The organism is Pseudomonas sp. N40(2020), assembly GCF_014472415.1.
Classification (GTDB): Bacteria; Pseudomonadota; Gammaproteobacteria; order Pseudomonadales; family Pseudomonadaceae; genus Aquipseudomonas.
Window position 1 is genome coordinate 194,866 of sequence record NZ_JACSZV010000005.1, and the last position, 22,393, is coordinate 217,258.

A 22,393-nucleotide genomic window follows, 5' to 3' on the forward strand; every position below is an offset into this window, starting at 1 on the left:
CAAGGCGACACATATTTGCCGGACACACCCGGAACAATCGCCACGATGCGCAATCAGTAGAGCGTGGATATCAAAAGGAGATGCGCATGCTCATCAGGTCACTGACCCTGACACTCTTGCTGGCGATTGCCGGCCCCTTGTTCGCCGCTGACAACGATTCGCCGATTGCCGCAGACATGGGCCGCGCCCGACCGCTGATCGTCATCGCGCAAAGCACCGTCGACCCCGTGTGGGTGAGCCTGAAAAAGTCGCTGGAGGACCCCGCCAACAAAAAGGGCGTTGCCGACCGCAACATCAAGGTCTACACCATCCTCAACATGTCCGGCCAACTCGACGGCAAGGACATGGGCCAGCAGGACACCATGGCGTTGTTGCGCTCGCTGAAGCTGGGCGCCGGGGCTTATCCGAAAGTCTTCCTGGTGGGCAAGGACGGCGAGACCAAACTCTCGGCGTCGGGGGATGAGGCGAAATCGATGGATCTGAAAAAGATCTTCGAGACGATCGACGCCATGCCGATGGCCGAGAAGGAAGCGGCCGCTGCAGCCGCCGCTCAGGCCCCGGCCGCCGCCGAGCCTGAAACGGCCAAAGGTGCAAAAGGGACCAAACCGACCAAGCCAGCAAAACCGACCAAGCCGCCGGAAATGCCGGATGATTGATGGCATGGCGTGAATCAAAAAAATGGGCGACCTCAACAGGTCGCCCATTTTTATTGCCCGCGAAAAGATCGCAGCCTGCGGCAGCTCCTACACAAATCACATGTAGGAGCTGCCGCAGGCTGCGATCTTTTGATCTTGCCGTTTGCCTGTTAACAAGCTGCTATCAGCTCCATCACGGCAGAATCTGGCGAATTACGTTGACCAAAACCGGAGAGAACGGCTGAAGCTGACCCTTTTGGGGCGTCAACATATCTTCGAGAAGAATGCCCAGCAGTTCCTCGTCCTCTAGCCCGTCAGGCCTTAGTCCTCCGGTAAAGATAAGGTCATCCACCATTCTTTTACGTTTTTCGATCAGTCCGCGATTGCTTTCTTCGGTGTCGCCCAGATTCAGCGTCTTGATTGATGCCGAGGCGCGGTCGGTTTTGCCGACCACTCGCCCGGACAAATAAAACTTGAGCTCGGTTTCACACTCCGTCATGAACGGTGTCACTTTGAGCGGCTGAGTCTTGCGACCATGCCCACAGTGATGACGGTTTTCGCAACTGGCAACGATGTTGGTGAAATCCAGAGTGCGAGCGGGGAATCGATCCTGGGCTGCAACGTGTTCGTTGTGAGCGGCGCTCACGGTGATGGACTGGCAGCAATAAGCGCAAAGCCCGAACTGCTCGGTGATACAGGCTGTGCGAACGGATTGACGTTCTTCGGCGGGTAAATCGCGGTAAGTAGCGGTGGCGTTTCTGATCTTCCATTGGGTCAGCGATGCTGGCTCAGTTCCTTTGAGAATCTTACGCACTGCGCAACTCCAGTTTGCGGATCAGCAAAGCGGCTTTTGCCAGCTCGATATGACCCTCGGGCAATTCACTGGAGAGATCGGCGAAGAGCTTCCTGGCCTTTTTCAGATCACCGTCCTGCAGACATTCCATCAGTCGATTCAGGCGTTTCTGCACGTCGCTGTTGCGGATGTCGGTGTCCATGACTTCCAGCAGAACCTGATTGGCATCCAGTCCATACAGGCCGTTGTGTTCGTGGATTTCGCCGTCATTGAGTACGTAAACCAGCACATCCTTGGCGTCGCTGATCACCAGCGGCGAGTGGGTGGTCAGGACGAACTGGCAGTTCGGGAAGGTTTCGCTCAACTGCCGGATCAGGCTGCGCTGCCATCTGGGGTGCAGGTGCAAATCGACCTCGTCGATCAGTACGATGCCGTCGCCGTGCAGCGGGTTGTCCAGCGACTGGTTCATCATCGCCAAGCGACGCGCAATGTCGCCGACCAGCGCCATCATCGACTTCTCGCCTTGGGAGAGTTGGGCGACGTTGAGGGTGACGCCGTCCTTGTCGATGGCCATGTGCAGGCGCGGTTTGCGTTGCACGCGCAGGTTGGTGAAGCCGGGCATGAACGCCGCGATGGCCGAGCGCACGGCGGTCAATTGGCGGTCGCGGGAGGAGGCTTTCAGATTGGCCAGGGTTTTCCAGACGTCACTGTCGGTGCCGAATTTCTCGGAGATTTCGGCCAGAGCGGTGTCGGAAATGCCGGTCTCGTTTTCGCTGTCTTCGCGCTCGCGGAACCATTCGAAGAAACGGCGGAAATCGACGCCTCGGTTGAGGGAGTTGTCGTAGCCGTCGAGTTGGTCGAAGGTGTGTTTGGTGCGGATTTTTAGCGGGATTTCGAGGACTGAGCGTTCGACCGGGTAGTAGGCGATCAGGGGGAGGGAGGCTTTATCGTTCTCGGTCAGTAGAGTGCGGTAGTGGTCTGCGAGGCGAGTGGTTTCAGTTAGGGTGCTTTGAACCGAGGACTTCCGTCCCTGTCTAGCGCGGGCGACCCCCCAATTAAACAGAACTTCTTCAGGGTCAATTTCAGGAGGGATTGTAGTTGCCACTGTTTCATCTACGACAGCCAGCAGAATCAATGCTCTCGACGCGCCGTTCCGAATGTCCTCATCTGCGATATGGCTTCCATTACCCTTTTCGGTACGGATTCTGGCCACTAACCAACTAAGCGATGTGGCAAGTGATTTTAGAAGGGTAGTTTTTCCAGCACCGTTGTTCCCTACAAATACTGTGACGTTTGAGGGATGCTGAGGCATTGGTGCTAACCGAATGTATGAATCAGTAAATCGTCCAATGTCTTTAAGCTTGAAACTGAAAATGTCCATTACATCGCCCTTTGGCGGTCAGTCGATTTGCATGCTTTGCCGCGCATTATGTCATCCCCTGCCACGGATTGATTCGATGCAGTGTAGATACAACTAATTCAGTCGCTCCTCAAAATTCGTTGCAGCATATTCCTACGGAAATGTCTGAGGCAAAGGCCTGCGTCTACCGTGGATTTTTCCTGCAAGTCGCGGCGGCGTTGGTGAACTGGTGCTCTGTGGGGCAGGGGAATACCCTTCTTTGGCCGCTGAAAAAAACAGTGGTCGGATGTGGAAGTCCGGGTTGGTCGTGAGCGCATGTGCGCCTGTGAACACATATTGGTGTTTTTTATGCCAACATTGTTTGCTTATGGCAGCTATGCGCAGGAGCACTCTCGAGTGCACCGGGTTTTTCTCGACCTCCCCGGACTTCCACACCTGCGCAAAGCTGCCACCCTCTCGTGGAAGTGAGTTCGGCAGTTTTTTCTTCAATGTACTGAGGTCTTAACTCATGAAAAAACACACACCGAATCCCCCCGAATCCTCAACCGATTCAGGATCCTTCGACTCCCAAAACACACGCCTGCGCCATCCGCGTCACCCCGATCCCGTCAGCTACATCTTCACCATCCGCCCCGATATCGATACCCCCACGCTGCTGACCCACGCTTGCGAAACCCTCGCCTCGCTCAACGTCCTGACCACCGACATGGCCTGTAAACTCGACGATTCGCAGCGCAGTCTCGCTCTGTCGATTCAGCAGTTGGCAGTGGTCGGCGAGTTGCTGGTCAACCGTGCGCTGGACAATCTCGATCCGCCGCCAGCCGCGACTCAATATTGAACAGGGAGGTTCACTCATGGCGCGTTACATACCGATCACCGGGATTGACTGCAAAATCCCCTGTCTGCTGATCGACAGCGAAGCCCCCATCGACGTGTTGCACGGTACAGCGGCGTACCGCTTGCGCTGTGTGACGCAACTGGTGGAAAGCCTTTCGCTGGATGAGGGCAAGGGACACGATGCATTGCTGTTGCAGGATTTCGCTCGGGTGTTGGCGATTCCGTTGCGCGATAGCTGTGACCTGATGGATGTCATCGGGTGGCGCTTGCAGGCGCAGCTTTAAGCGCTGAAACGAAATGGGCGACCTCAAAAGGTCGCCCATTTTTGTTGCCTGCATAAACCCTCGCCACGGGTTTAGATCAGTCAGTCAGGGCGCTGAAGATCTCATGCGCAATTTTCACCCGTTCCGCATTCGGGTAATTCTTGTTCGCCAGAATCACGATGCCCAACTCCTTCGACGGCACAAACGCCACATACGCGCCGAAACCACCGGTCGCGCCAGTTTTGTTGTACAGCACATTGGCCGGTTCAGGCTGTGGCGGGGTCAGCCATTTGGCCTTGTGCGCTTCCATCGCCATCGGCGTCGAATTGCCGTTTTGCAATTTATCGAGGCTGATCGGGTAGGCATAACGCTCCCAGCCCAGGCCTTGGGTCATGTCGCCAACGGTGTAGTAACCGGTGTGGGTCGCGGCGATGGCTTTTTGCAGCGGCGCTTCAAGGCTGGCCGGTTTCAGGTTGGCTTCGACGTAACGCAGCAGATCCGCCGCGCTGGTTTTAATACCGTAGGCTTCGGAATCCAGTGCGCCCGGACTGACCCGAACCGGTTGGTCGTTCTTGTTGTAACCCTGAGCGTAGAGCTTGGCTTCGGACGCGGGCACCTTGACGAAGGTGTGCTTGAGGCCCAGTTTCGGCAGCAGGGTTTCGCTCATGGCCTGGTCAAACGGCTGACCCAGACTTTTCGCCGTCAGATAACCGAACAACCCAAGGCTCGGATTGGAATACAGCCGATGGCTGCCCGCCGGATACACCGGTTTCCACTGTTGGTAATAGCCGAGCATCTTGTCAGCCGAATCCGCCTCGGCGGGGAATTGCAGCGGCAAACCGCCGGCGCTGTAAGTACCCAGTTGCAACACGCTGATGTTGTCGAAGGCGCTGCCTTTAAGTTCCGGCCAGATTTTGCTGGCCTTGGTCGACAGGTCCAGTTTGCCCGTGGCCTGAGCGTAACCAGCGAGTGTCGCGGTGAAGGTTTTGCTCACCGAACCGATTTCGAACAAAGTGTTTTCGCTGACTTTTTGCCCGGTGTCTTTGGCGGCGACGCCGTAGTTAAAGTAATGCGGTTTGCCGTTGATGGTGAGGGCAACGGCCAGGCCGGGTATGTTCTGCTGCTGCATCACAGGCGTAACGGCACCTTTGACCAGTGCTTGCAGTTGTTCGTCGGTTTGCGGTGCGGCCATGCAGGTCGCGGCGCCGAAGAACAGGCCGAAAGCGCTACAGGAAATGACTTTGCTCGAATTGATGAATGACATAGATGAACCACTCTCCATGAGTGTTGAGGGTGTTATCCCGCTAGACTGCGGGCATTTGCAACGTTAGGCGGCTGATCAGCGCCGACAATTTAGGCAGTCTGGCATTCGTCGACAAACGATGAAATCTCGGATGAGCCATTAGAAAAATTTGGGGCAGGGCATGATTCGACCACAATTGCCGCTCAACGCACTGCGCGCTTTCGAGGCGTCTGCGCGTCATTTGAGCTTTACCCGCGCTGCCGTGGAGTTGTGTGTGACCCAGGCTGCCGTCAGTCATCAGGTCAAAAGCCTTGAAGCGCAGCTCAACGTCACCCTGTTCAAACGCCTGCCCCGCGGGCTGATGCTGACCAGTGAAGGCGAAACTTTGCTGCCGGTGTTAAGCACTTCGTTCGATCACATCGCGCAGATTCTGGAACGCCTCGCTGGCGGGCAGCATCGCGAGATGTTGACCGTTGGTGCGGTCGGCACGTTCGCTGTGGGTTGGTTGCTGCCGAGGCTTTCGGACTTTCGGGCGAAACATCCGCTCATAGATTTACGGCTGTCGACCAACAACAATCGCGTGGATGTTGCCGCCGAAGGGCTGGATTACGCGATCCGGTTTGGCGCCGGAGCGTGGCACGGCATTGAGGCGACCCGGCTGCTTGAAGCGCCGCTGTCGGTACTGTGCGTCCCGGAAATCGCCCGGCAATTGCACGCGCCGGGGGATCTGTTGCAGCAGACGTTGCTGCGTTCCTATCGCACGGATGAATGGCCGGAGTGGTTTCAGGCGGCAGGTATGGCGACTCAGGCGGCACCGCCGCAGAGCGTCGTCTTCGACTCGTCGCTGGCGATGATGGAAACGGCGTTGCAGGGCGGCGGGGTGGCGTTGGCACCGCCGCTGATGTTCGCGCGGCAACTGGCGGCGGAGGCGATTTGTCAGCCGTTTGCGATCGAGATCACGACGGGGAGTTATTGGCTGACGCGATTGCAGTCGCGGCCGGAGACGGCGGCGATGCTGGCGTTCAAGGACTGGTTGTTACAAGTCTCTGGTTAATACAGAGCCCCCTGTGGGAGCGAGCCTGCTCGCGAAAGCGATGTGTCAGTCGACAGAAGTGTTGGCTGTTATACCGCCTTCGCGAGCAGGCTCGCTCCCACAGGGACTGCTGGTGGTTCCAAAAAACCTTAGCGCACCAGACACGGACGCTTGTTATCGAACTTCCACCCCGGAATCAAAAACTGCATCGCCACGCTGTCATCCCGCGCGCCCAGGCCCATGCCTTTATAGAGTTCGTGAGCCTTGGCCACCTGATCCATGTCCAACTCGACACCCAGCCCCGGTTTCTTCGGCACCTGCACGCAGCCGCCGACAATCTGCAACGGTGCCTTGGTCAGGCGCTGGCCGTCCTGCCAGATCCAGTGGGTGTCGATGGCGGTGATGTCGCCCGGTGCGGCGGCGGCGACATGGGTGAACATCGCCAGCGAGATATCGAAGTGGTTGTTGGAATGCGAGCCCCAGGTCAGGCCCCACTCATGACACATCTGCGCCACGCGCACCGAGCCCTGCATGGTCCAGAAGTGCGGGTCGGCCAGCGGGATGTCGACTGATTGCAACTGGATCGCGTGGCCCATCTCGCGCCAATCGGTGGCGATCATGTTGGTGGCGGTTTTCAGTCCGGTGGCGCGGCGGAATTCGGCCATGACTTCGCGACCCGAATAACCGTTTTCCGCACCGCACGGATCTTCGGCGTAAGCCAAAACCCGATGCTGATCGCGGCACAAACGGATCGCTTCTTTCAGTGACCAGGCGCCGTTCGGGTCGAGGGTGATGCGCGCATCAGGAAAGCGCTCGGCCAATGCCGTCACCGCCTCGATTTCCGCATCGCCGCTAAGTACGCCGCCCTTGAGCTTGAAGTCCTTAAAGCCGTATTTGGCATGGGCCGCTTCGGCGAGGCGCACCACCGCTTCGGCGGTCATGGCCTTCTCGTGACGCACGCGAAACCAGTCGTTTTCGGCGTCTGGTTCGCTGCGATAGGCGAGGTCGGTTTCGCGCTGGTCGCCGACGTAGAAAAGATAGCCGAGCATCTTCACTTCATCGCGTTGCTGACCTTCGCCGAGCAGCGCCGCGACCGGTACGTCGAGGTGCTGGCCGAGCAGATCAAGCAGGGCGGCTTCCAGGCCGGTGACCGCGTGAATGGTGATGCGCAGGTCGAAGGTTTGCAGGCCTCGGCCGCCGGCATCGCGGTCGGCGAAAGTCTGGCGCACTTGATTGAGGATCTTTTGCCAGGTGCCGATCGGGCTGCCGATGACCAGGCTGCGCGCGTCTTCCAGGGTCTGGCGAATGCGTTCGCCGCCGGGCACTTCGCCGACGCCGGTATGGCCGGCGTTGTCCTTGAGGATGACGATGTTGCGGGTGAAGAAAGGCCCGTGGGCGCCGCTCAGGTTGAGCAGCATGCCGTCGTGGCCGGCCACCGGGATGACTTGCATGTCGGTGATGATCGGGGCTTTGGCGGTGTCGTTTGCGTTCATTGTTTTTATCCCTGGAAACGGAAAGTCAGGCGTGCTTCGGCGCGGTATCGACCGAGGCGGCAACTGTTGCGGGTTTCGCTGTGGTGCGGGCGTAGAACACGATGATCGCGGCGATGATCGAGGTCGCAGCCAGACCATAGAGGCCGCCCTGAATCGAGCCGGTGTGTTCTTCGAGCAGGCCGAAGGTGGTCGGTGCGACGAAGCCACCGAGGTTGCCGACCGAGTTGATCAATGCGATCACTGCAGCGGCGATCCGCGCGTCCAGATAGGCCTGCGGAATCGGCCAGAACAGCGACGAGGCGGACTTGAACCCCAGCGCCGCAAAGCAGATCGCGACAAAAGCGAAGATCGGCCCGCCGGTGGTGGACATGAACATCCCCGCGGCCGCGATCAACAGCGCCGTGGCGACCCACGCCTGCTGGTGCTTCCACTTGGCCGAGAGCGTGGCGAAGGTATACATGCCGATAATCGACAGGAGCCACGGAATCGAGTTGAACAGCCCGACCTGGAAGTCGCTCATGTCGCCCATTTTCTTGATGATGCTTGGCAGCCAGAAGGTCGCGGCGTAGATCGTCAATTGGATGAAGAAGTAGATCAGGCAGAACAGGATGATCTGGCGATCCTTGAGCAGTTTGCCTATCGATGGCCGGATCGGTGTGGCGGCTTCGCGAGCCTTCTGTTCATCGTCGATGGCGTTGACCAACGCGTCCTGTTCGGCGCGGGTCAGCCATTTCGCGTCGTGGGGGTTGGCGTCGAGCCAGAACCAGACGAACACGCACAGGCACACCGAAAACATCCCTTCAATGAAGTACATCCATTGCCAGCCGTGCATGCCCAGGCCGTTGATTTGCAGGAGCAGGCCGGACAGCGGGCCGGAGATCAACGAGGCGATGGCCGAACCGCTGAGGAAGATCGCAATCGCCTTGCCGCGTTCGACACCGGGCAACCAACGGGTGAAGTAGTAAATCACGCCGGGAAAGAACCCGGCCTCGGCCACCCCGAGCAGAAAGCGCAGGATGTAGAAGTGGGTTTCGTTCTGAATAAACGCCATGCCGGCGGCGACCAGCCCCCAGGTGAACATGATGCGGGTCAGCCAGATTCGTGCGCCGATTTTTTGCAGCAGCATGTTTGAGGGGACTTCGAACAGCGCGTAGCCGATGAAGAACAGACCGGCGCCGAAGCCGTAAGCGGCGGCACCAATACCCAAGTCGTGTTCCATGTGGGTACGGACGAAACCGATGTTCACCCGGTCAATGTAATTGACGATAAACATGATCACGAAGAGCGGCAGAACGTGGCGTTTCACTTTAGAAATGGCGGAGGCCAGCGTTGGATCAACGCCCTCGTTCATCCCGGAGATGGAGGTTTTCACTAGGTTTTCTCCCACTGATTATTTTTATGCGGGGTAGGGCTTGGGTGCCGCGTTGTTGATAGACATCATACAACCTGATTTTTTTGTCCTACAAGTGGGCAGTGCCTATTAAATTTACCTTGTGAGTGATTTTTTTATGTTTTTTTTGATTTTAGTCCCATTTTTATTGGGTCTATCAGGTTTGTTTGGGTTTGGGTATTTTCAGCGGAGGGGGTGGTCGGTTACAGGGAGGCGCTGAGTAAACATGAAATATTTCCCGATTATTGAGTGTTGTCATACAAGTAGTGTTAGCGATTCGGATCTAAAATCAATCTCGTCACCCCTTTGCCCGGTGCTACGATCCGCAAGTCCCGAACACGGAATAACCCATGCAAGATGACCTCGATGCCCCAGCCCGCAAACGCGCGCACAACCTGGCCCACGATCTGGTGGAAAAACTCACCCAGAGCATCCTGCTCGGTCAGATGTCGCCCGGCGACAAGCTGCCTTCGGAGAACTCGATCGTTCAGGAGCACGGTGTCAGCCGCACGGTGGTGCGCGAGGCAATTTCCAAGTTGCAGGCTTCGGGGCTGGTAGAGACGCGGCACGGCATCGGCACGTTTGTGATCGAGCGTGCGCCGGAGCATGGGCTGCGGCTGAACGTAGATACGGCGCTGGGGGTGCGCAGTATTCTCGAATTGCGTATGGGCCTGGAGACCCAGGCAGCAGCGTTGGCGGCGCAACGGCGGACCGAGCAGCAACTGTTGCAGATGCGCCATGCGCTGGATGACTATCAACGTCTGCTGGCCAATAATGACAGTTGCGTCGAGGCGGATCGACGCTTTCATCTGTTGATTGCCGAGGCCACCGGTAATGTCTGCTTCAGCGAAATCATGCAGCATTTAGGCAGCGCGATGATTCCCCGCACCCGCGTCAACGCCGCCGAGCGGGGCGCGGCGGATTTGAGCAAACTGGGGCAACTGGCCAATCTGGAGCACGAGGCGATTCTGAATGCGATCAGGCGTCAGGATGCGGATGCCGCGCGCGCGGCGATGTGGCTGCACTTGACCAACAGCCGCGACCGGTTCAGTGCGCAGGGCTGATCGCCGCGCAATCGTGTAATTGCCCGTTCGCTGCGTGGCTCGCGCCGATCCGCAACTATGCTCCATGAATAAAGATGGCACTCGTGCACGCTACGGCTGACTAAGCACCGGGCGTGTTTGACGCCCGACTGACATGGATCGGACATGAACGTAAAAAGTCTTCAATTCAAATCCCTGACGGTGCTGCTGGTGCTGGTCACGGTGGCCTTTATCTGGATTCTGTTGCCGTTCTACGGCGCGGTGTTCTGGGCGGTGATTCTCGGCATTCTGTTTGCGCCGATGCAGCGTCGCTTGCAGGCGAAATTCGGCTGGCAGCGCAACCTCACGTCTTTGTTTACGTTAAGCATCTGTCTGGTGATCGCGATTCTGCCGGTGATCATCATCAGCTTGTTGCTGGTGCAGGAGGGGATGACGGTTTACAAGAATATCGAGAGCGGCGAGTTGGATATCGCGGCGTATCTGGCGCAATTCAAACACAGCCTGCCGCAATACTTTCAGCATCTGCTCGACCGGTTCGGCATGGGCGAACTCAATGCGCTGCGCGAAAAAATCGTCAAGTCAGCCATGCAGGGCAGCCAGGTGCTAGCGAGTCAGGCGTTCAGTTTTGGCCAGGGCACGTTCGAGTTTGTGGTGAGTTTTTTCATCATGCTTTATCTGTTGTTTTTCTTACTGCGTGACGGCCCCGAACTGGCGCGCAAGGTGCGCACCGCCTTACCGCTGGAGGAAAATCACAAGCGCCGTTTGCAATTGAAATTCAACCGGGTGGTGCGCGCGACGGTCAAGGGTAATGTGCTGGTGGCGATCACACAGGGCGCGTTGGGCGGGGCGATTTTCTGGTTTCTCGACATCCCCAGCGCGTTGCTGTGGGCGGTGTTGATGGCGTTTCTGTCGCTGTTGCCGGCGGTGGGGGCGGGGATTGTCTGGGCGCCGGTGGCGCTTTACTTCCTGCTCAGCGGGATGATCTGGCAGGGCGTGGTGCTGGGGTTGTTCGGGGTGTTCGTGATTGGCTTGGTGGACAACGTGCTGAGGCCGATCCTTGTGGGCAAGGACACTCGGATGCCCGACTACATGATTTTGATCTCGACCTTGGGTGGTCTGGCGGTGTTCGGCCTGAACGGATTCGTGATCGGGCCGTTGATCGCGGCGCTGTTCATGTCCAGCTGGGCGCTGTTCGTCGAGACCAAGCCCAAGGTGCAACTGCCTTAGGCGTGAAACGGTGCACTGACGAACTGTTGCGACAAGGCCTGCGCTGCCGGCAACGACGTGAGCGGGCCGCTGATCGCCTCGCCGTCGCGCACTACATACCAACAGGCGAGCAAGCCCAGCTCTCTGAGTGGTGCGGGAACGGCGCTTCCGATTACCGACATGATTTGAACCTGAGCCATGACAAATACCTCCATCAAACGATGGGGCTACCTTAGGGATTTGCCGTTCTCAGGGACAATCAACGCTTTTGATAGTGGTCATTGATAACAGTGAGTGCTGCTTCAATCGACCACTTGATCAAGCATGTGCATGACTTCACGCTCATTGAGCAGGCCCTTGTGCACAAGGTTTTCCGCCAATAGCGAAAGAAACTTGGCGCAGCGGTGCCCTTCAAGGTGCTTGAGTTCGGTCAACGCGCTGTACACCTTGCTTGAGGTGCACAGGCCGACGATGCGGTGCGGGTTTTGTGTTGGCATAGAGTCGTCCTTGTTGTTATCAACCTGTTGTTTGCGGACGGATTCAGATTGCAGTTCCGCCATGACAAAAAGATGACCGTTTAATGTTTGGCTCCCAACGGTCAAATCCATCATGCCGACTTTAGCTGTTGAAACTGTCCTCACAGCGACCTTGGCGAGATTTTTTCAGACGCCTGCCGACCGACGGTCATAAAAAAGCCCCGCTATAAAAGCGGGGCTCTGTGTTTCTGTTACCAGCGTGGGCCGCCGTAGTAGCCATGAGGGCGACCGTAATAACCACGGGGAGGGCCGTAGTAAACCGGGGCCGGTTGCACGTAAACCGGTTGCTGCACATAAACCGGCGCCGGCTGGTAGTAAACCGGTGGTGGTGGCTGTTGCACGTAAACCGGTTGCGGTTGAACGTAAACCGGCTGTTGCTGCACGTACACCGGTCGGTCCTGGTTGATCAGCGCCGAGCCGATGATGGCCGAGCCGACGATCGCGCCAAACACCGCAGGGCCTTGCCAGCCATGGCCACCACCGGCTTCTGCCTGGCCTGTGACAGCGAGTGCGCCAATCAGTAAGGCCATAATGGGGAGTTTACGAATCATGATAGTTCCTCGGTTCTTCGACCCGGCGTCCGGGCCTGCACCAGGCCCAAAGTTGTCGCGGGGATACTTCTAAGACAGCAACATTTTGAAAAACAGCACGGCCGCTGAGTAAATTTTGTGTAAGGTCTGTACCGCCATCTTTACCGGCCCGCCAAGGCCCGGTGCAGACGAGCGATATCATCGAACAGAACCCGATGGGCTGGCTAATCCCGTCCATCCGAAAGTGCGTTTGAAGGAGAAGTTTCATGCAGATGAACCCGAACAAAGACACCCAGCTGTGCATGTCCCTGTCGGCGCGCCCAGGGAATTTCGGTCTGCGTTTTCATAACCATTTGTATGAGCAACTGGGCCTGAATTTCTATTACAAGGCCTTCAGCAGCCAGGATCTGACCGGCGCGGTCGGCGGAATCCGGGCGTTGGGCATTCGTGGTTGCGGCGTGTCGATGCCGTTCAAGGAAGCCTGCATTGTGCTGGTCGATGAGCTGGATGCGTCGGCGGCGGCGATCCAATCGATCAACACCATTGTGAATACCAAGGGCCACCTCAAGGCTTACAACACCGATTACATCGCCATCGCACAACTGCTGGAAACCCACGCGGTGCCCAAGGATTCGACCTTTGCCCTGCGCGGCAGTGGCGGCATGGCCAAAGCGGTGGCCAGTGCCTTGCGTGATGGCGGTTATAAAAACGGTTTGATCGTCGCGCGCAATGAGCGCGCCGGACGTGCGCTGGCGGATTCGCTGGGGTATCGCTGGCAGGCTGAGCTGGGCGATGAGCGCCCGCAGATGCTGATCAACGTAACGCCGGTGGGCATGGACGGCGGCCCGGAGGCGGGGCAACTGGCATTTGAGCCTGAGGTGATACAAGCGTCTGAGACCGTGTTTGATGTGGTGGCGATTCCTTCGGAAACACCACTGATTGTGCGTGGGCGAGCAGAAGGTAAGCGGGTGATTACCGGGCTGGAAGTGATCGCGATTCAAGCGCTGGAGCAGTTTGTGTTGTACACCGGCGTGCGGCCGACCGAGGAGCAGTTTCAGTCGGCGGTGGCGTTTGCCCGGAGCTGAATTGTTGCGCTGACTGGTCGGGCCTCATCGCTGGCAAGCCAGCTCCCACAAGGATCTCGCTGAACCCTGTGGGAGCTGACTTGCCAGCGATGAAGTCTGCACGATTATCCGGTTGCCTATACTGCTCGACCAGCAAGCACAGACTTGTCCATCCACAAAAAAAACCGAGGTTCAGCATGCATCCGCCCATCCTCAATCTGCATCAGGTCGAACTCGAATCCCTGCCCGAAGCCTTGGCCCCCGAAGGCGAAACTGCCGGACGTTATCAGCAGCGCATGGCCCGGATCGGCCAGCAACTCGGCGCGCAGAAACTCGGTTATCGACTGTATGCACTGCCGCCGGGCATGCGCGGCAGTCCCTTTCACAGTCATCGGGTCAATGAGGAGATGTTTTACGTAGTGGCCGGGGAAGGCGAGGTGCGTCTGGGCGCCGAGCGTTTTCCGATCCGCGCCGGCGATGTCATCGCCTGCCCAGCGGGCGGTCCGGAAATGGCGCATCAGATCATCAACACCAGCGTGGCTGAACTGCGTTATCTGGCGGTCAGCACTCAGCAGCAGCCGGACATTTGTGAATACCCGGATTCGAACAAATATGCGGTGATGGACAACTTCAAGGTTGATGCCCAGGGCAATGCTTCAGGCTTTGTCGCGGTGGCTCGGCAGGCGGACGGGGTTGATTACTGGGAGGGTGAATAGTGCGTAGACCCCTTGTAGGAGTGAGCCTGCTCGCGATAGCGGTGTGTCATTCAAATAAGATGTGACTGACACACCGCTATCGCGAGCAGGCTCACTCCTACAAACAGTATGGGGGGTTATTCGAGTCGGGCCAGGCGCTCTTCCAGCGCTGCAATCCGCGCTTCCAGCTCTTCGATGCGCTCGACGGAAACACCGCCGCTCGCGCGTTCGCCCGGATTCTGCCGCGCCGCCATAATCGCCTCGATGTCCGCCGGATCGCCCAGCGCATGGGTGTAGCGATCTTCGCGCTGCCCGGCCTGACGCGGAATCAACACAGCCAATCCGCGCGCAATGAGACGCTCCAACTGATGCACCACTTGCTCGGCATCTTCAAATTCATGCATGCGTCCGCTGCGGGTCAGCAATTCATTGACGGTCTGCGGACCGCGCAGAAACATCAGCCCGGTCAGAATCACCTGCGCCGGCACCAGTTCCAGCGCCTTGTCGACCTTGTGCTCCCAGCGGTCGGCGCGACTTCCCATTACAAGCTTGGCAAAACCGCGTCCTTCCAGAGCACGCAGGCTCTGGCCGACCTGGCCTGGGGTAAGGTTCATCACCGGTTCGCGGCTGGTTTTCTGATTGCAAGCCGTGACCAGTGCGTTGAGGGTCAGCGGATAGGTTTCCGGGCTGGTGGCCTGTTTCTCGATCAACGAGCCCAGGATGCGGATTTCCGTGGCATTGAGCCGTGGCTCGTCGAAGGTGGATTCTTGTTCGGTGGTCATCGCGCGTTCCCTCAGCAGTCGAAGGCGCCTAGCCTAATCCTTGCCAAACAAAAGGCAAGCCGTGTGGTCATCAAGCATGGCTATAATCGCCCCCACGTTCCACCCAGCCACTACCACGAGACTGCCATGACTATTTCCCTGTACGCTGCATCCATCCCGGTTTTTCAACAAATGCTCAGCGCCCTGAGCGATGTGCTGAAAAAGGCTGAAGCCCACGCCACCGAGAAAAACATCGACCCGAACGCCTTCCTGCAAGCGCGTCTGTACCCGGACATGTTCCCGCTGGTGCGTCAGGTGCAGATTGCCGTCGATTTCGCCAAAGGTGTTTCCTCGCGTCTGGCTGAGGTCGAAGTGCCGAAGTACGACGACACTGAAACCACCTTCGCCGAGCTGCAAGCGCTGATCGCCAAGGTTCTGGCCTACATCGGCGAGATCAAGCCTGAGCAGATCAATGGCAAGGAAGGCATCGAAATCGTCACCCGTCCGGGCACACCAAAAGAGAAGCGCTTCAGCGGTCAGGCTTACCTGCTGACTTACGGTTTGCCGCAGTTCTTCTTCCACGTCACCACCACTTATGCGCTGCTGCGTCATAACGGTGTTGAAGTGGGTAAACGCGATTACATGGGCGCGTTCTAAATCGCCAGAAGCCTCTCACCCTAACCCTCTCCCAGGGGAGAGGGGACTGATCGCGTTGTTTGTTCGAGATACGCCGACCTGATCTATCGAGTCGAACTCAGGTTTTGAACAGCACACAAATCAGCTCCCTTTCCCCCTCGCCCCCTTGGGGGGAGAGGGTTGGGGTGAGGGGGGAAAGATCTCAGGCACAAAAAAGCCCGCCCAGGTTCACAACTCGGCGGGCTTTTCATTGCGGCGATGATTACGCGGTACGTTGAGCTTTCTCTTCCTCACCCAAACAAGCCGCTGCGGTAAACAGCACATCCGTAGACGAGTTCAGTGCGGTTTCTGCCGAATCCTGCAACACGCCAATGATGAAACCGACCGCCACCACCTGCATGGCGATCTCGCTTGGAATGCCGAAAAGGCTGCACGCCAGCGGAATCAGCAACAACGAACCACCGGCCACACCCGAAGCACCGCAGGCGCAGATCGCCGCCACGACGCTGAGCAGGATGGCGGTGGGAATGTCCACGGCAATGCCCAAGGTGTGTACGGCCGCGAGGGTCAGCACGGTGATGGTGATCGCCGCGCCCGCCATGTTGATGGTCGCACCCAGCGGGATCGACACCGAATACGTGTCTTCATGCAGGCCCAGACGTTTGCTCAACTCCAGATTGACCGGAATGTTCGCCGCCGAACTGCGGGTGAAGAACGCGGTGATACCGCTTTCGCGCAGGCACTTGAGAGTCAGCGGGTACGGGTTGCGACGCAACTTCCAGAACACGATCAACGGGTTCATCACCAGTGCTACGAAGAGCATGCAGCCCAAAAGCACAGCGAGCAGGTGTGCGTAACCGATCAGCGCGCCGAAACCTGAGGTGGCGAGAGTCGACGCCACCAGACCGAAAATACCCAGCGGCGCAAAACGGATCACCACCCGCACGATCACGGTGACGCCGTTGGACAGATCGCCGAGCACTTCGCGCGTCGTATCACCGGCATGGCGAATCGCGACGCCCATGCCGATCGCCCACGCCAGAATACCGATGAAGTTGGCGTTCATCAGCGCACTCACCGGGTTGTCGACCACGCTCAACAGCAGGCTTTGCAGCACTTCGGCGATACCGCCCGGTGCGCTCACCGCAATGTTGTCGGTGGACAGCACCAGGTGCGACGGAAACGTCATGCTGGCAACCACCGCGACCACCGCCGCAGCGAACGTGCCCAGCAGATACAGAAACAGAATCGGCCGAATGTGGGTTTCCTGGCCGTGCTTGTGGTTGGCAATCGAGGCCATCACCAGCACAAATACCAGGATCGGCGCCACGGCTTTCAGCGCCGACACGAATACCTTGCCGATAAATGCGCTGCCTTTCGCCGCGTCCGGGGCAAATATCGCCAGGGCGATACCGGCAATCAGGCCGATCAGGATCTGCGCGACCAGACTCAAGTTCTTGATGCGGTGCAATAGAGAAGGGGAAGAAGCGGTCATAACGGCATCTCTGATTTTTTATAGGGTGCAAGGCTGCGTGAACGCGGTGACAAAATCGGGGGCAGGCCACCGTCACGAGCCGAAAGGGCTGAGGCTGTATCAACGCCAATAAACTTGGTGTTGAACAGGCTGTACGTTTTTCAGGGCGCGGACTTTATCACAGCGTAGGCTTTGTCCTTCAGGCCTGTGACGATCTGCCACTCGATTGATCGGCAAGTCGGCAGCTTTGTGCAAGTCAGGCTGGAAACACTCTGTTAAGATTCTCCATCCTCATTTTCAAGTTCTGCCAGCGGGCCCTCCGGTCATCGCTGGTGTCGTCGTTTTGCTGGAGTTCCCCATGTTGTTGCCCATCCTTCTGTTGTCTGCCGCCGGATTCACGGTACTGACCACGGAATTCGTCATCGTCGGCCTGCTGCCGGCGATTGCCCGCGACCTTGCGGTCACCATCCCGCAGGCCGGGCTGCTGGTCACGCTGTTCGCCTTTACTGTGGCGATGTTCGGCCCATTCCTGACCGCGTATTTCGCCCGCTTCGAGCGCCGCAAGCTGTTCATCAGCATTTTGATCATGTTCGGCCTGGCCAATACCGTTGCCGCACTGGCGCCGAACATTTGGGTGATGGCGATTGCCCGATTGATCCCGGCGCTGGGTCTTCCAGTGTTCTGGGCACTGGCCAGCGAGACGGCCGTGGACATCGTCGGCCCGGACTTCGCCGGCCGTGCCATCGCCAAGATCGGCTTCGGTATCGTCTGCGCCACGGTGTTTGGCATTCCTGTCGGCACGCTGATTTCCGATGCATTGGGCTGGCGCAGCGCGTTCGGCATCCTCGCAGTGATCGCGTTTGCCAAGGCGCTGTTGCTGTTTGTTTATTTGCCAAAAACCAATCTGCACCAGCATCAGGTCAGCTTCCGCTCGCAGTTCAAGATCCTGCGCAGTCCGTTGATGATCGGCCACATCGTGCTGTCGATCCTGGTGTTCAGCGGCATGTTTACCGTTTACACCTATCTCGCAGACATCCTTGAGCGCCTGGCGGGTTTCAACGGCACGGTGGTTGGCTGGTGCCTGATGGGCTTTGGCGCGGTCGGTCTGATCGGCAACTCGTTGGGCGGCCGTGCGGTGGATCGGCATCCGCTGGGGGCGTCGGTATTGTTCTGTGCGTTCATGATTGCCGGCATGGTGTCGCTGGTGCCGAACATTCATTCGCCGCTGGGGCTGACGGTGGCGATGGGCATCTGGGGCGTGACCCAGGCGGCGTTGTTCCTGGTCAGCCACGTGCGCCTGATGAAAGCCGCGCCAGAAGCGCCGGCCTTCGCCGCCTCGTTGAATATTGCCGGGGCCAATCTGGGGATTGGCCTGGGCGCCATGGTCGGTGGTCGGGTGATCGACAGCGCGGGTCTGGGCTTTCTCGGATTCGCCGCTGCAGGGTTCATTCTGCTGTCGGTATTCCTCGCCATGGTGTTGATGACGCTCAAGCCGCGCGAAATGTGCACAGACGCCTCATAAGGTAGTAAACAACTCGCGTCGGGCACCTTCGGTAATCGCAACGATGCCGGGGTGCTTGACCTTGCGCTCCACCGAAATGGCGTAGAACGACTCGGTCACCGCGTCCGTCTGGCCAATCAACTGAACGCCGTACTGGCGCTTCACCTCATCGGCAATCACGCTCGGGCCGATAAAAATCCCGCTGCCGGATTGGCCGAATGCCTGCATCAAGGCACTGTCATCGAACTCGCCGACGATCTGCGGCTGGATCTGCTGCTCGGCGAACCAGCGCTGCAAACGACTGCGCACCACGGTTTCCGCCCCGGGAATCAACAGCGGTGCACCGTGCAGGCTGCGCGGAAAATCCTGCCCGTAGCGCGTCGCCAGTTCGGCGGTGGCGAAAAAACTGATCCCGCATTCGCCGAGTTTCTGACTGTAGCCCTTGATGTCGAGGTGCGATGGCATCGGGCTGTCGGAGATCACCAGATCCAGCCGCTGGATGGCCAGGTCTGCCAGCAATCGTTCGAGTTTGTCTTCGCGGCAGGTGATGCGCAGTGGCTCGTTCAACTCCATGGTCGGTGCGATCAGGCGATAGACGATGGATTTCGGCACCACATCGGCGACGCCGACGCGGAACAGGATCTGCTGTTCATTGGGCTGGGCGCGCAGCATCAGTTCCAGTTCGCCGCCGAGCTGAAACATCTGTTCGGCGTAGGGCAGGGCCTGACGCCCGGCTTCGGTGAGTTCCAGTTGCCGGCCAACCCGTTTGAACAACTCGATGCCGTAAGTCTGTTCGAGCAGGGAAATCTGCCCGCTGATGGTCTGCGGGGTCAGGTTCAGTTGCTCGCAGGCGCGCACGATGCTGCCGGTTTTGGCTACAACCCAGAAGTAGTGCAGCTGTCGGTAATTGAGCATGGTGTTCTTCAGTTCGTAAAAACCGAAGTATAGCCGCTAAAAAAACGAATTTTCCTGAAGTGTTTGCCTCCCTAGAATGCCCAGCCATCGACGGCCGGTCTGCGACCCTGTCTGTTCATTCGAAGGAAACCTCATGAAATACACATTCCCTGTCCTGATGTTTACGTCTTTACTGGTTCTGGCCGGTTGCGATCAGGCCGAGAAAAGCGCCCAGCAGTTGATGGGCAAGGCGGCTGAAAGCGCCAAGCAAGCCATCGACGATACCCATAAAGCCGCCGAACAGGCGCTCAGTGATGCCACTGGCGGGTTGATCGAGAAAAAAGAATCAACGGAAAAAGATGCGGAACAATCCGAATCGTCCTCCAAAACCATCTAAACCGTATTACACAGAGTCAGGACTGAACCATGGAATATCTGTTGGAACTCGCCGCCAGCCCCACCGCCTGGGTTGCTTTGGCCACACTGGTGGTGATGGAAATCGTGCTCGGCATCGATAACCTGATCTTTATCTCGATCCTGACAAACAAACTGCCCGAGCAGCACCGGCAGAAAGCGCGCCGCATCGGTATCGGCATGGCGTTGATTCTGCGCCTGGCGCTGTTGAGCACCATCGCCTTCATCGTGCAGTTGACTGAGCCAGTCATCGAAATCCTCGGCCAGGCCTTCTCCTGGAAGGACATGATCCTGATCGCCGGTGGTCTGTTCCTGGTCTGGAAAGCGACGACCGAGATTCACCACAGCATGGATCCGTCGCCGGAAGACCCGAAATCGGCCACCTCGACAGTGACCTTGGGCTTTGCCGCCGCCATTGGCCAGATTCTGCTGCTCGACATGGTGTTCTCGATCGACAGCATCATTACTGCGGTCGGTATGACCGAACACTTGCCTATCATGATCATTGCGGTGGTGGTGTCGGTACTGGTGATGTTGCTGGCGGCTGATCCGCTGGCCAAGTTCATCAACGACAATCCGACTGTCGTGATGCTGGCCCTGGGCTTCCTGATCATGATCGGCATGACGCTGATCGCCGAAGGCTTCGGTGCCCACGTACCGAAAGGTTATGTGTATGCAGCGATGGCGTTCTCGGCGGGGATTGAGGTGCTGAACATGTTGTCGCGCCGGGCCCGGCAGAAGAAGTTGGCTGTGCAAGCGTAAACGCTAACAAGCCAAAAGGCCGCCTGAACTCCCGGAGTTCAGGCGGCCTTTTTGGTGGCTTTTATAGGCGGTCAGTGCGCAGTTACGTGACGTACACGATGCTTCACGGCTTTTTCAGCGGGTGCGGACTGAACAGGGTGGTGATGACGCCGCGCAATCCGCAACACGCCCCACAACATGGCGGCGGCAACAGCCAGCCAACCGGCAATCAACATTACGATAGTCATGGTCAGGCTCATCAGTGCCTCCTCTTTGCCCTGCATCGGGCACACGCTTTTTCAATTCGTTCTGTTTCAGTGACAGTCTAGTCAACAAGGTGTTTCAGGCTATTGACCAAAGGTCGGTGGTGACCAATCAGTTCGCTCTATGCAATCGATGTCTCTACGGTTTAAGGCTATACCGCAGCCTTGCACCACCCTATGATCGTGAACCTTGCCGGAACACGATGACCGGCGTCTGAACAGAGAGTGACAATGGTGCAGGTATTTTCTCGAATTCGTGCAGCGCTGTTGTCGGTTGGCTGCGCGGCCCTTTTGGTCGGGTGTGCAGGCAATGTTGCGCCCGAGGTCAAGCGATTGCCGGAGCGGGTCGAGCTGAGCGGCACGTTCTATCGCGGCGAAGCCAATCAGTCCGGGCCGCAAGTGTTGGCCAGCCTGTTGTCGCAGCAGGGCATCGTGATTACCCCGGGTTTGCTGGAAAAACCGCTGCACCTGCCCGGCGGCGAAGACAAGTTGCAGCAAAATATCCAGAACCTGGCTCGGGAATACGGCATGGTCGTGTATCCGCTGGACAAGAGCCTGCCTGCATTGCTCACCCAGGTCGCGGCGGGTTATCCAGTAATGGTGCGCTTCAGCGAAGGCTCGGCGTTCTGGGCTGAACCGCGCTACGCGATTCTTTCCGGCTACGATCGTAATAAACAGAACGTGCTGTTGCGTGCGGGCATGAACCGTCGCGAATTGATGAGTTTCAGTGCTTTTGAATCGGCATTCGAAAAGTCCGGCGGCTGGGCCATATTGATCCAGAAGCCTTCGCAGATTCCGGCATCGGTTGATCATCAGCGCTGGCTCAAGGCTGCCGATGAGCTATCCCGGGCGGGTCAGGAGCCGGAAGCGGCGCAGGCGCGCAAGGCGCTGGCTGCGCACTGAGTTCCGTTCGTCATCTGTCGGGCACGACTGAACCCGGCAGGCCTCTCACGGTTATAGCCCGTAGTTCGCGGGCAAATCAGGAGGCGACATGACAGACTCTCCATCCCCTCAAGGCCCGCATTCTTACGAGCATTCCTCAAGTGACGATCTGGGGTTTGATCCGGATTCGCCGGATGTCGCCGATCCGCAAGTCGACCCGATCGGTCCCGCCAAGGCGCCGAAAGATGTGAAGCCAGGCGAGGACGACCAAAAACCGGCCAAACCCTATGATCCGTTAGCCGATCTGAAACCTTGATGCGAGGTGCGTATGAGTACCGATTCAAGCTTCGATGACCAAAAGCCGGACAGCGTGCCGACTACGCCTGAAGAGGGCGTGGATCCGGTGCTGGATCCGGACAGTCCATTGCGCGATCCAATGGCCCGGCCGTTGGTGGCGCCAGGGCTTGTGCCAGATCCGAGTAAGGGCGATGGCATTCCCGACGATGACCAAATGCCATTGCCTAATGATTGATTCGCAGAAAGCAAAAAGCCCCGATCACTCGGGGCTTTTTTTGTGCTGCTGTCCCGTCCTGAATAAGGTTTACACCTTCTGACTTCTTTTCAGGAAGGTGAAATGGATACGGGTGCGAAACGCAGTCAGCGTGATTACACACTGGCTTTTAAATTATCGGTCGTCGACCAGGTC

General features: G+C 58.0%; 27 protein-coding genes. 15 read left to right on the top strand and 12 right to left on the bottom strand.

Annotated features, from left to right (window positions below; translation table 11 throughout):
- Positions 1 to 86: 86 nt before the first annotated feature.
- Complete coding sequence (locus IAI51_RS05980; protein WP_187677640.1) at positions 87 to 656, top strand: DUF4174 domain-containing protein; 570 nt, start codon at positions 87 to 89, stop codon at positions 654 to 656.
- A 172-nt stretch (positions 657 to 828) separates the two neighbouring features.
- On the opposite strand, the gene IAI51_RS05985 is transcribed toward IAI51_RS05980, so the two are convergent.
- Positions 829 to 1,449, bottom strand: a complete 621-nt coding sequence (locus IAI51_RS05985) for a TIGR02646 family protein (RefSeq protein WP_187677641.1) — start codon at positions 1,447 to 1,449, stop codon at positions 829 to 831.
- Positions 1,442 to 2,809 (bottom strand): AAA family ATPase, encoded by a 1,368-nt coding sequence (locus IAI51_RS05990; RefSeq protein ID WP_187677642.1) that lies wholly within the window; start codon positions 2,807 to 2,809, stop codon positions 1,442 to 1,444. The genes IAI51_RS05985 and IAI51_RS05990 overlap by 8 nt, the downstream gene beginning before the upstream one ends.
- 487 nt (positions 2,810 to 3,296) lie before the next feature.
- Between IAI51_RS05990 and IAI51_RS05995 the strand changes: the two genes are divergently transcribed.
- Positions 3,297 to 3,626, top strand: a complete 330-nt coding sequence (locus IAI51_RS05995) for a DUF6124 family protein (protein WP_187677643.1) — start codon at positions 3,297 to 3,299, stop codon at positions 3,624 to 3,626.
- Positions 3,627 to 3,642: 16 nt separating this feature from the next.
- Complete coding sequence (locus IAI51_RS06000) at positions 3,643 to 3,909, top strand: hypothetical protein (RefSeq protein ID WP_187677644.1); 267 nt, start codon at positions 3,643 to 3,645, stop codon at positions 3,907 to 3,909.
- Positions 3,910 to 3,985: 76 nt separating this feature from the next.
- On the opposite strand, the gene ampC is transcribed toward IAI51_RS06000, so the two are convergent.
- Positions 3,986 to 5,152 (bottom strand): class C beta-lactamase, encoded by a 1,167-nt coding sequence (gene ampC / locus IAI51_RS06005; RefSeq protein ID WP_187677645.1) that lies wholly within the window; start codon positions 5,150 to 5,152, stop codon positions 3,986 to 3,988.
- 160 nt (positions 5,153 to 5,312) lie between these two features.
- Here ampC and IAI51_RS06010 point away from each other — a divergent pair, with 160 nt between their 5' ends.
- Positions 5,313 to 6,185, top strand: a complete 873-nt coding sequence (locus IAI51_RS06010; RefSeq protein WP_187677646.1) for a LysR family transcriptional regulator — start codon at positions 5,313 to 5,315, stop codon at positions 6,183 to 6,185.
- A gap of 128 nt (positions 6,186 to 6,313) precedes the next feature.
- On the opposite strand, the gene gudD is transcribed toward IAI51_RS06010, so the two are convergent.
- Entirely contained in the window at positions 6,314 to 7,657 is a 1,344-nt protein-coding gene (gudD, locus tag IAI51_RS06015) for a glucarate dehydratase (RefSeq protein WP_187677647.1), read from the bottom strand.
- Positions 7,658 to 7,682: 25 nt separating this feature from the next.
- Positions 7,683 to 9,029 carry an MFS transporter gene (locus IAI51_RS06020; protein WP_187677648.1) on the bottom strand — a complete coding sequence of 449 codons (1,347 nt, stop codon included), beginning with the start codon at positions 9,027 to 9,029 and terminating at the stop codon, positions 7,683 to 7,685.
- Positions 9,030 to 9,397: 368 nt separating this feature from the next.
- Between IAI51_RS06020 and IAI51_RS06025 the strand changes: the two genes are divergently transcribed.
- Both IAI51_RS06025 and IAI51_RS06030 read left to right on the top strand, forming a co-directional pair.
- On the top strand, positions 9,398 to 10,111 hold the full coding sequence (locus tag IAI51_RS06025) for a FadR/GntR family transcriptional regulator (RefSeq protein WP_187677649.1): 714 nt from the start codon (positions 9,398 to 9,400) through the stop codon (positions 10,109 to 10,111).
- Between the two features lie 144 nt (positions 10,112 to 10,255).
- Positions 10,256 to 11,317 carry an AI-2E family transporter gene (locus IAI51_RS06030; RefSeq protein WP_187677650.1) on the top strand — a complete coding sequence of 354 codons (1,062 nt, stop codon included), beginning with the start codon at positions 10,256 to 10,258 and terminating at the stop codon, positions 11,315 to 11,317.
- Here IAI51_RS06030 and IAI51_RS06035 read toward each other — a convergent pair.
- From IAI51_RS06035 to IAI51_RS06045, 3 genes are all read right to left on the bottom strand, one after another.
- Positions 11,314 to 11,496, bottom strand: coding sequence for a hypothetical protein (locus IAI51_RS06035; protein WP_187677651.1), 183 nt, complete (start codon positions 11,494 to 11,496; stop codon positions 11,314 to 11,316). The two genes, IAI51_RS06030 and IAI51_RS06035, sit on opposite strands and share 4 nt — an antisense overlap.
- Positions 11,497 to 11,598: 102 nt before the next feature.
- Positions 11,599 to 11,793, bottom strand: coding sequence for a hypothetical protein (locus IAI51_RS06040; protein ID WP_016984641.1), 195 nt, complete (start codon positions 11,791 to 11,793; stop codon positions 11,599 to 11,601).
- Between the two features lie 230 nt (positions 11,794 to 12,023).
- Positions 12,024 to 12,383: a hypothetical protein gene (locus IAI51_RS06045; RefSeq protein WP_187677652.1), complete on the bottom strand. Its 360-nt coding sequence runs from the start codon at positions 12,381 to 12,383 to the stop codon at positions 12,024 to 12,026.
- A 245-nt stretch (positions 12,384 to 12,628) separates the two neighbouring features.
- Between IAI51_RS06045 and IAI51_RS06050 the strand changes: the two genes are divergently transcribed.
- The gene (locus tag IAI51_RS06050; protein WP_187677653.1) at positions 12,629 to 13,447 is read left to right on the top strand and encodes a shikimate 5-dehydrogenase; all 819 of its coding nucleotides are present in this window, start codon (positions 12,629 to 12,631) and stop codon (positions 13,445 to 13,447) included.
- A 176-nt stretch (positions 13,448 to 13,623) separates the two neighbouring features.
- The gene (locus tag IAI51_RS06055; protein WP_187677654.1) at positions 13,624 to 14,142 is read left to right on the top strand and encodes a cupin domain-containing protein; all 519 of its coding nucleotides are present in this window, start codon (positions 13,624 to 13,626) and stop codon (positions 14,140 to 14,142) included.
- A gap of 116 nt (positions 14,143 to 14,258) precedes the next feature.
- Here IAI51_RS06055 and IAI51_RS06060 read toward each other — a convergent pair whose 3' ends face one another.
- Positions 14,259 to 14,903, bottom strand: a complete 645-nt coding sequence (locus tag IAI51_RS06060) for a YceH family protein (protein ID WP_187677655.1) — start codon at positions 14,901 to 14,903, stop codon at positions 14,259 to 14,261.
- Positions 14,904 to 15,029: 126 nt separating this feature from the next.
- Here IAI51_RS06060 and IAI51_RS06065 point away from each other — a divergent pair, with 126 nt between their 5' ends.
- The gene (locus IAI51_RS06065) at positions 15,030 to 15,539 is read left to right on the top strand and encodes a DUF1993 family protein (RefSeq protein WP_187677656.1); all 510 of its coding nucleotides are present in this window, start codon (positions 15,030 to 15,032) and stop codon (positions 15,537 to 15,539) included.
- Between the two features lie 241 nt (positions 15,540 to 15,780).
- On the opposite strand, the gene sstT is transcribed toward IAI51_RS06065, so the two are convergent.
- Positions 15,781 to 17,013, bottom strand: a complete 1,233-nt coding sequence (gene sstT / locus IAI51_RS06070) for a serine/threonine transporter SstT (protein ID WP_187677657.1) — start codon at positions 17,011 to 17,013, stop codon at positions 15,781 to 15,783.
- A gap of 337 nt (positions 17,014 to 17,350) precedes the next feature.
- Between sstT and IAI51_RS06075 the strand changes: the two genes are divergently transcribed.
- A complete protein-coding gene (locus tag IAI51_RS06075) occupies positions 17,351 to 18,514 on the top strand; it encodes an MFS transporter (RefSeq protein WP_187677658.1) in 1,164 nt (387 codons plus the stop codon).
- Here the strand turns inward: IAI51_RS06075 and nhaR are convergent.
- Positions 18,509 to 19,408 (bottom strand): transcriptional activator NhaR, encoded by a 900-nt coding sequence (gene nhaR / locus IAI51_RS06080; RefSeq protein ID WP_187677659.1) that lies wholly within the window; start codon positions 19,406 to 19,408, stop codon positions 18,509 to 18,511. The genes IAI51_RS06075 and nhaR overlap by 6 nt on opposite strands.
- Positions 19,409 to 19,541: 133 nt before the next feature.
- Between nhaR and IAI51_RS06085 the strand changes: the two genes are divergently transcribed.
- Both IAI51_RS06085 and IAI51_RS06090 read left to right on the top strand, forming a co-directional pair.
- Positions 19,542 to 19,784, top strand: coding sequence for a hypothetical protein (locus IAI51_RS06085; RefSeq protein ID WP_187677660.1), 243 nt, complete (start codon positions 19,542 to 19,544; stop codon positions 19,782 to 19,784).
- 29 nt (positions 19,785 to 19,813) lie between these two features.
- Entirely contained in the window at positions 19,814 to 20,563 is a 750-nt protein-coding gene (locus IAI51_RS06090) for a TerC family protein (protein WP_187677661.1), read from the top strand.
- A gap of 71 nt (positions 20,564 to 20,634) precedes the next feature.
- On the opposite strand, the gene IAI51_RS06095 is transcribed toward IAI51_RS06090, so the two are convergent.
- Positions 20,635 to 20,826, bottom strand: coding sequence for a hypothetical protein (locus IAI51_RS06095; protein ID WP_187677662.1), 192 nt, complete (start codon positions 20,824 to 20,826; stop codon positions 20,635 to 20,637).
- A gap of 210 nt (positions 20,827 to 21,036) precedes the next feature.
- Here IAI51_RS06095 and IAI51_RS06100 point away from each other — a divergent pair, with 210 nt between their 5' ends.
- From IAI51_RS06100 to IAI51_RS06110, 3 genes are all read left to right on the top strand, one after another.
- On the top strand, positions 21,037 to 21,708 hold the full coding sequence (locus tag IAI51_RS06100) for a peptidase C39 family protein (protein ID WP_187677663.1): 672 nt from the start codon (positions 21,037 to 21,039) through the stop codon (positions 21,706 to 21,708).
- 88 nt (positions 21,709 to 21,796) lie between these two features.
- The gene (locus tag IAI51_RS06105) at positions 21,797 to 22,003 is read left to right on the top strand and encodes a DUF6021 family protein (RefSeq protein ID WP_187677664.1); all 207 of its coding nucleotides are present in this window, start codon (positions 21,797 to 21,799) and stop codon (positions 22,001 to 22,003) included.
- 12 nt (positions 22,004 to 22,015) lie between these two features.
- Positions 22,016 to 22,219, top strand: a complete 204-nt coding sequence (locus IAI51_RS06110) for a hypothetical protein (protein WP_187677665.1) — start codon at positions 22,016 to 22,018, stop codon at positions 22,217 to 22,219.
- Positions 22,220 to 22,393 lie beyond the last annotated feature (174 nt).

Excerpts from the sequence above, each read along its gene's own strand:
- IAI51_RS05980 (WP_187677640.1), top strand. The coding sequence starts at position 87 with ATGCTCATCAGGTCACTGACCCTGACACTCTTGCTGGCGATTGCCGGC.
- IAI51_RS05990 (WP_187677642.1), bottom strand. The coding sequence starts at position 2,809 with ATGGACATTTTCAGTTTCAAGCTTAAAGACATTGGACGATTTACTGAT.
- IAI51_RS05995 (WP_187677643.1), top strand. The coding sequence starts at position 3,297 with ATGAAAAAACACACACCGAATCCCCCCGAATCCTCAACCGATTCAGGA.
- IAI51_RS06000 (WP_187677644.1), top strand. The coding sequence starts at position 3,643 with ATGGCGCGTTACATACCGATCACCGGGATTGACTGCAAAATCCCCTGT.
- ampC (WP_187677645.1), bottom strand. The coding sequence starts at position 5,152 with ATGTCATTCATCAATTCGAGCAAAGTCATTTCCTGTAGCGCTTTCGGC.
- IAI51_RS06010 (WP_187677646.1), top strand. The coding sequence starts at position 5,313 with ATGATTCGACCACAATTGCCGCTCAACGCACTGCGCGCTTTCGAGGCG.
- gudD (WP_187677647.1), bottom strand. The coding sequence starts at position 7,657 with ATGAACGCAAACGACACCGCCAAAGCCCCGATCATCACCGACATGCAA.
- IAI51_RS06025 (WP_187677649.1), top strand. The coding sequence starts at position 9,398 with ATGCAAGATGACCTCGATGCCCCAGCCCGCAAACGCGCGCACAACCTG.
- IAI51_RS06030 (WP_187677650.1), top strand. The coding sequence starts at position 10,256 with ATGAACGTAAAAAGTCTTCAATTCAAATCCCTGACGGTGCTGCTGGTG.
- IAI51_RS06035 (WP_187677651.1), bottom strand. The coding sequence starts at position 11,496 with ATGGCTCAGGTTCAAATCATGTCGGTAATCGGAAGCGCCGTTCCCGCA.
- IAI51_RS06040 (WP_016984641.1), bottom strand. The coding sequence starts at position 11,793 with ATGCCAACACAAAACCCGCACCGCATCGTCGGCCTGTGCACCTCAAGC.
- IAI51_RS06045 (WP_187677652.1), bottom strand. The coding sequence starts at position 12,383 with ATGATTCGTAAACTCCCCATTATGGCCTTACTGATTGGCGCACTCGCT.
- IAI51_RS06050 (WP_187677653.1), top strand. The coding sequence starts at position 12,629 with ATGCAGATGAACCCGAACAAAGACACCCAGCTGTGCATGTCCCTGTCG.
- IAI51_RS06055 (WP_187677654.1), top strand. The coding sequence starts at position 13,624 with ATGCATCCGCCCATCCTCAATCTGCATCAGGTCGAACTCGAATCCCTG.
- IAI51_RS06060 (WP_187677655.1), bottom strand. The coding sequence starts at position 14,903 with ATGACCACCGAACAAGAATCCACCTTCGACGAGCCACGGCTCAATGCC.
- IAI51_RS06065 (WP_187677656.1), top strand. The coding sequence starts at position 15,030 with ATGACTATTTCCCTGTACGCTGCATCCATCCCGGTTTTTCAACAAATG.
- sstT (WP_187677657.1), bottom strand. The coding sequence starts at position 17,013 with ATGACCGCTTCTTCCCCTTCTCTATTGCACCGCATCAAGAACTTGAGT.
- IAI51_RS06075 (WP_187677658.1), top strand. The coding sequence starts at position 17,351 with ATGTTGTTGCCCATCCTTCTGTTGTCTGCCGCCGGATTCACGGTACTG.
- nhaR (WP_187677659.1), bottom strand. The coding sequence starts at position 19,408 with ATGCTCAATTACCGACAGCTGCACTACTTCTGGGTTGTAGCCAAAACC.
- IAI51_RS06085 (WP_187677660.1), top strand. The coding sequence starts at position 19,542 with ATGAAATACACATTCCCTGTCCTGATGTTTACGTCTTTACTGGTTCTG.
- IAI51_RS06090 (WP_187677661.1), top strand. The coding sequence starts at position 19,814 with ATGGAATATCTGTTGGAACTCGCCGCCAGCCCCACCGCCTGGGTTGCT.
- IAI51_RS06095 (WP_187677662.1), bottom strand. The coding sequence starts at position 20,826 with ATGCAGGGCAAAGAGGAGGCACTGATGAGCCTGACCATGACTATCGTA.
- IAI51_RS06100 (WP_187677663.1), top strand. The coding sequence starts at position 21,037 with ATGGTGCAGGTATTTTCTCGAATTCGTGCAGCGCTGTTGTCGGTTGGC.
- IAI51_RS06105 (WP_187677664.1), top strand. The coding sequence starts at position 21,797 with ATGACAGACTCTCCATCCCCTCAAGGCCCGCATTCTTACGAGCATTCC.
- IAI51_RS06110 (WP_187677665.1), top strand. The coding sequence starts at position 22,016 with ATGAGTACCGATTCAAGCTTCGATGACCAAAAGCCGGACAGCGTGCCG.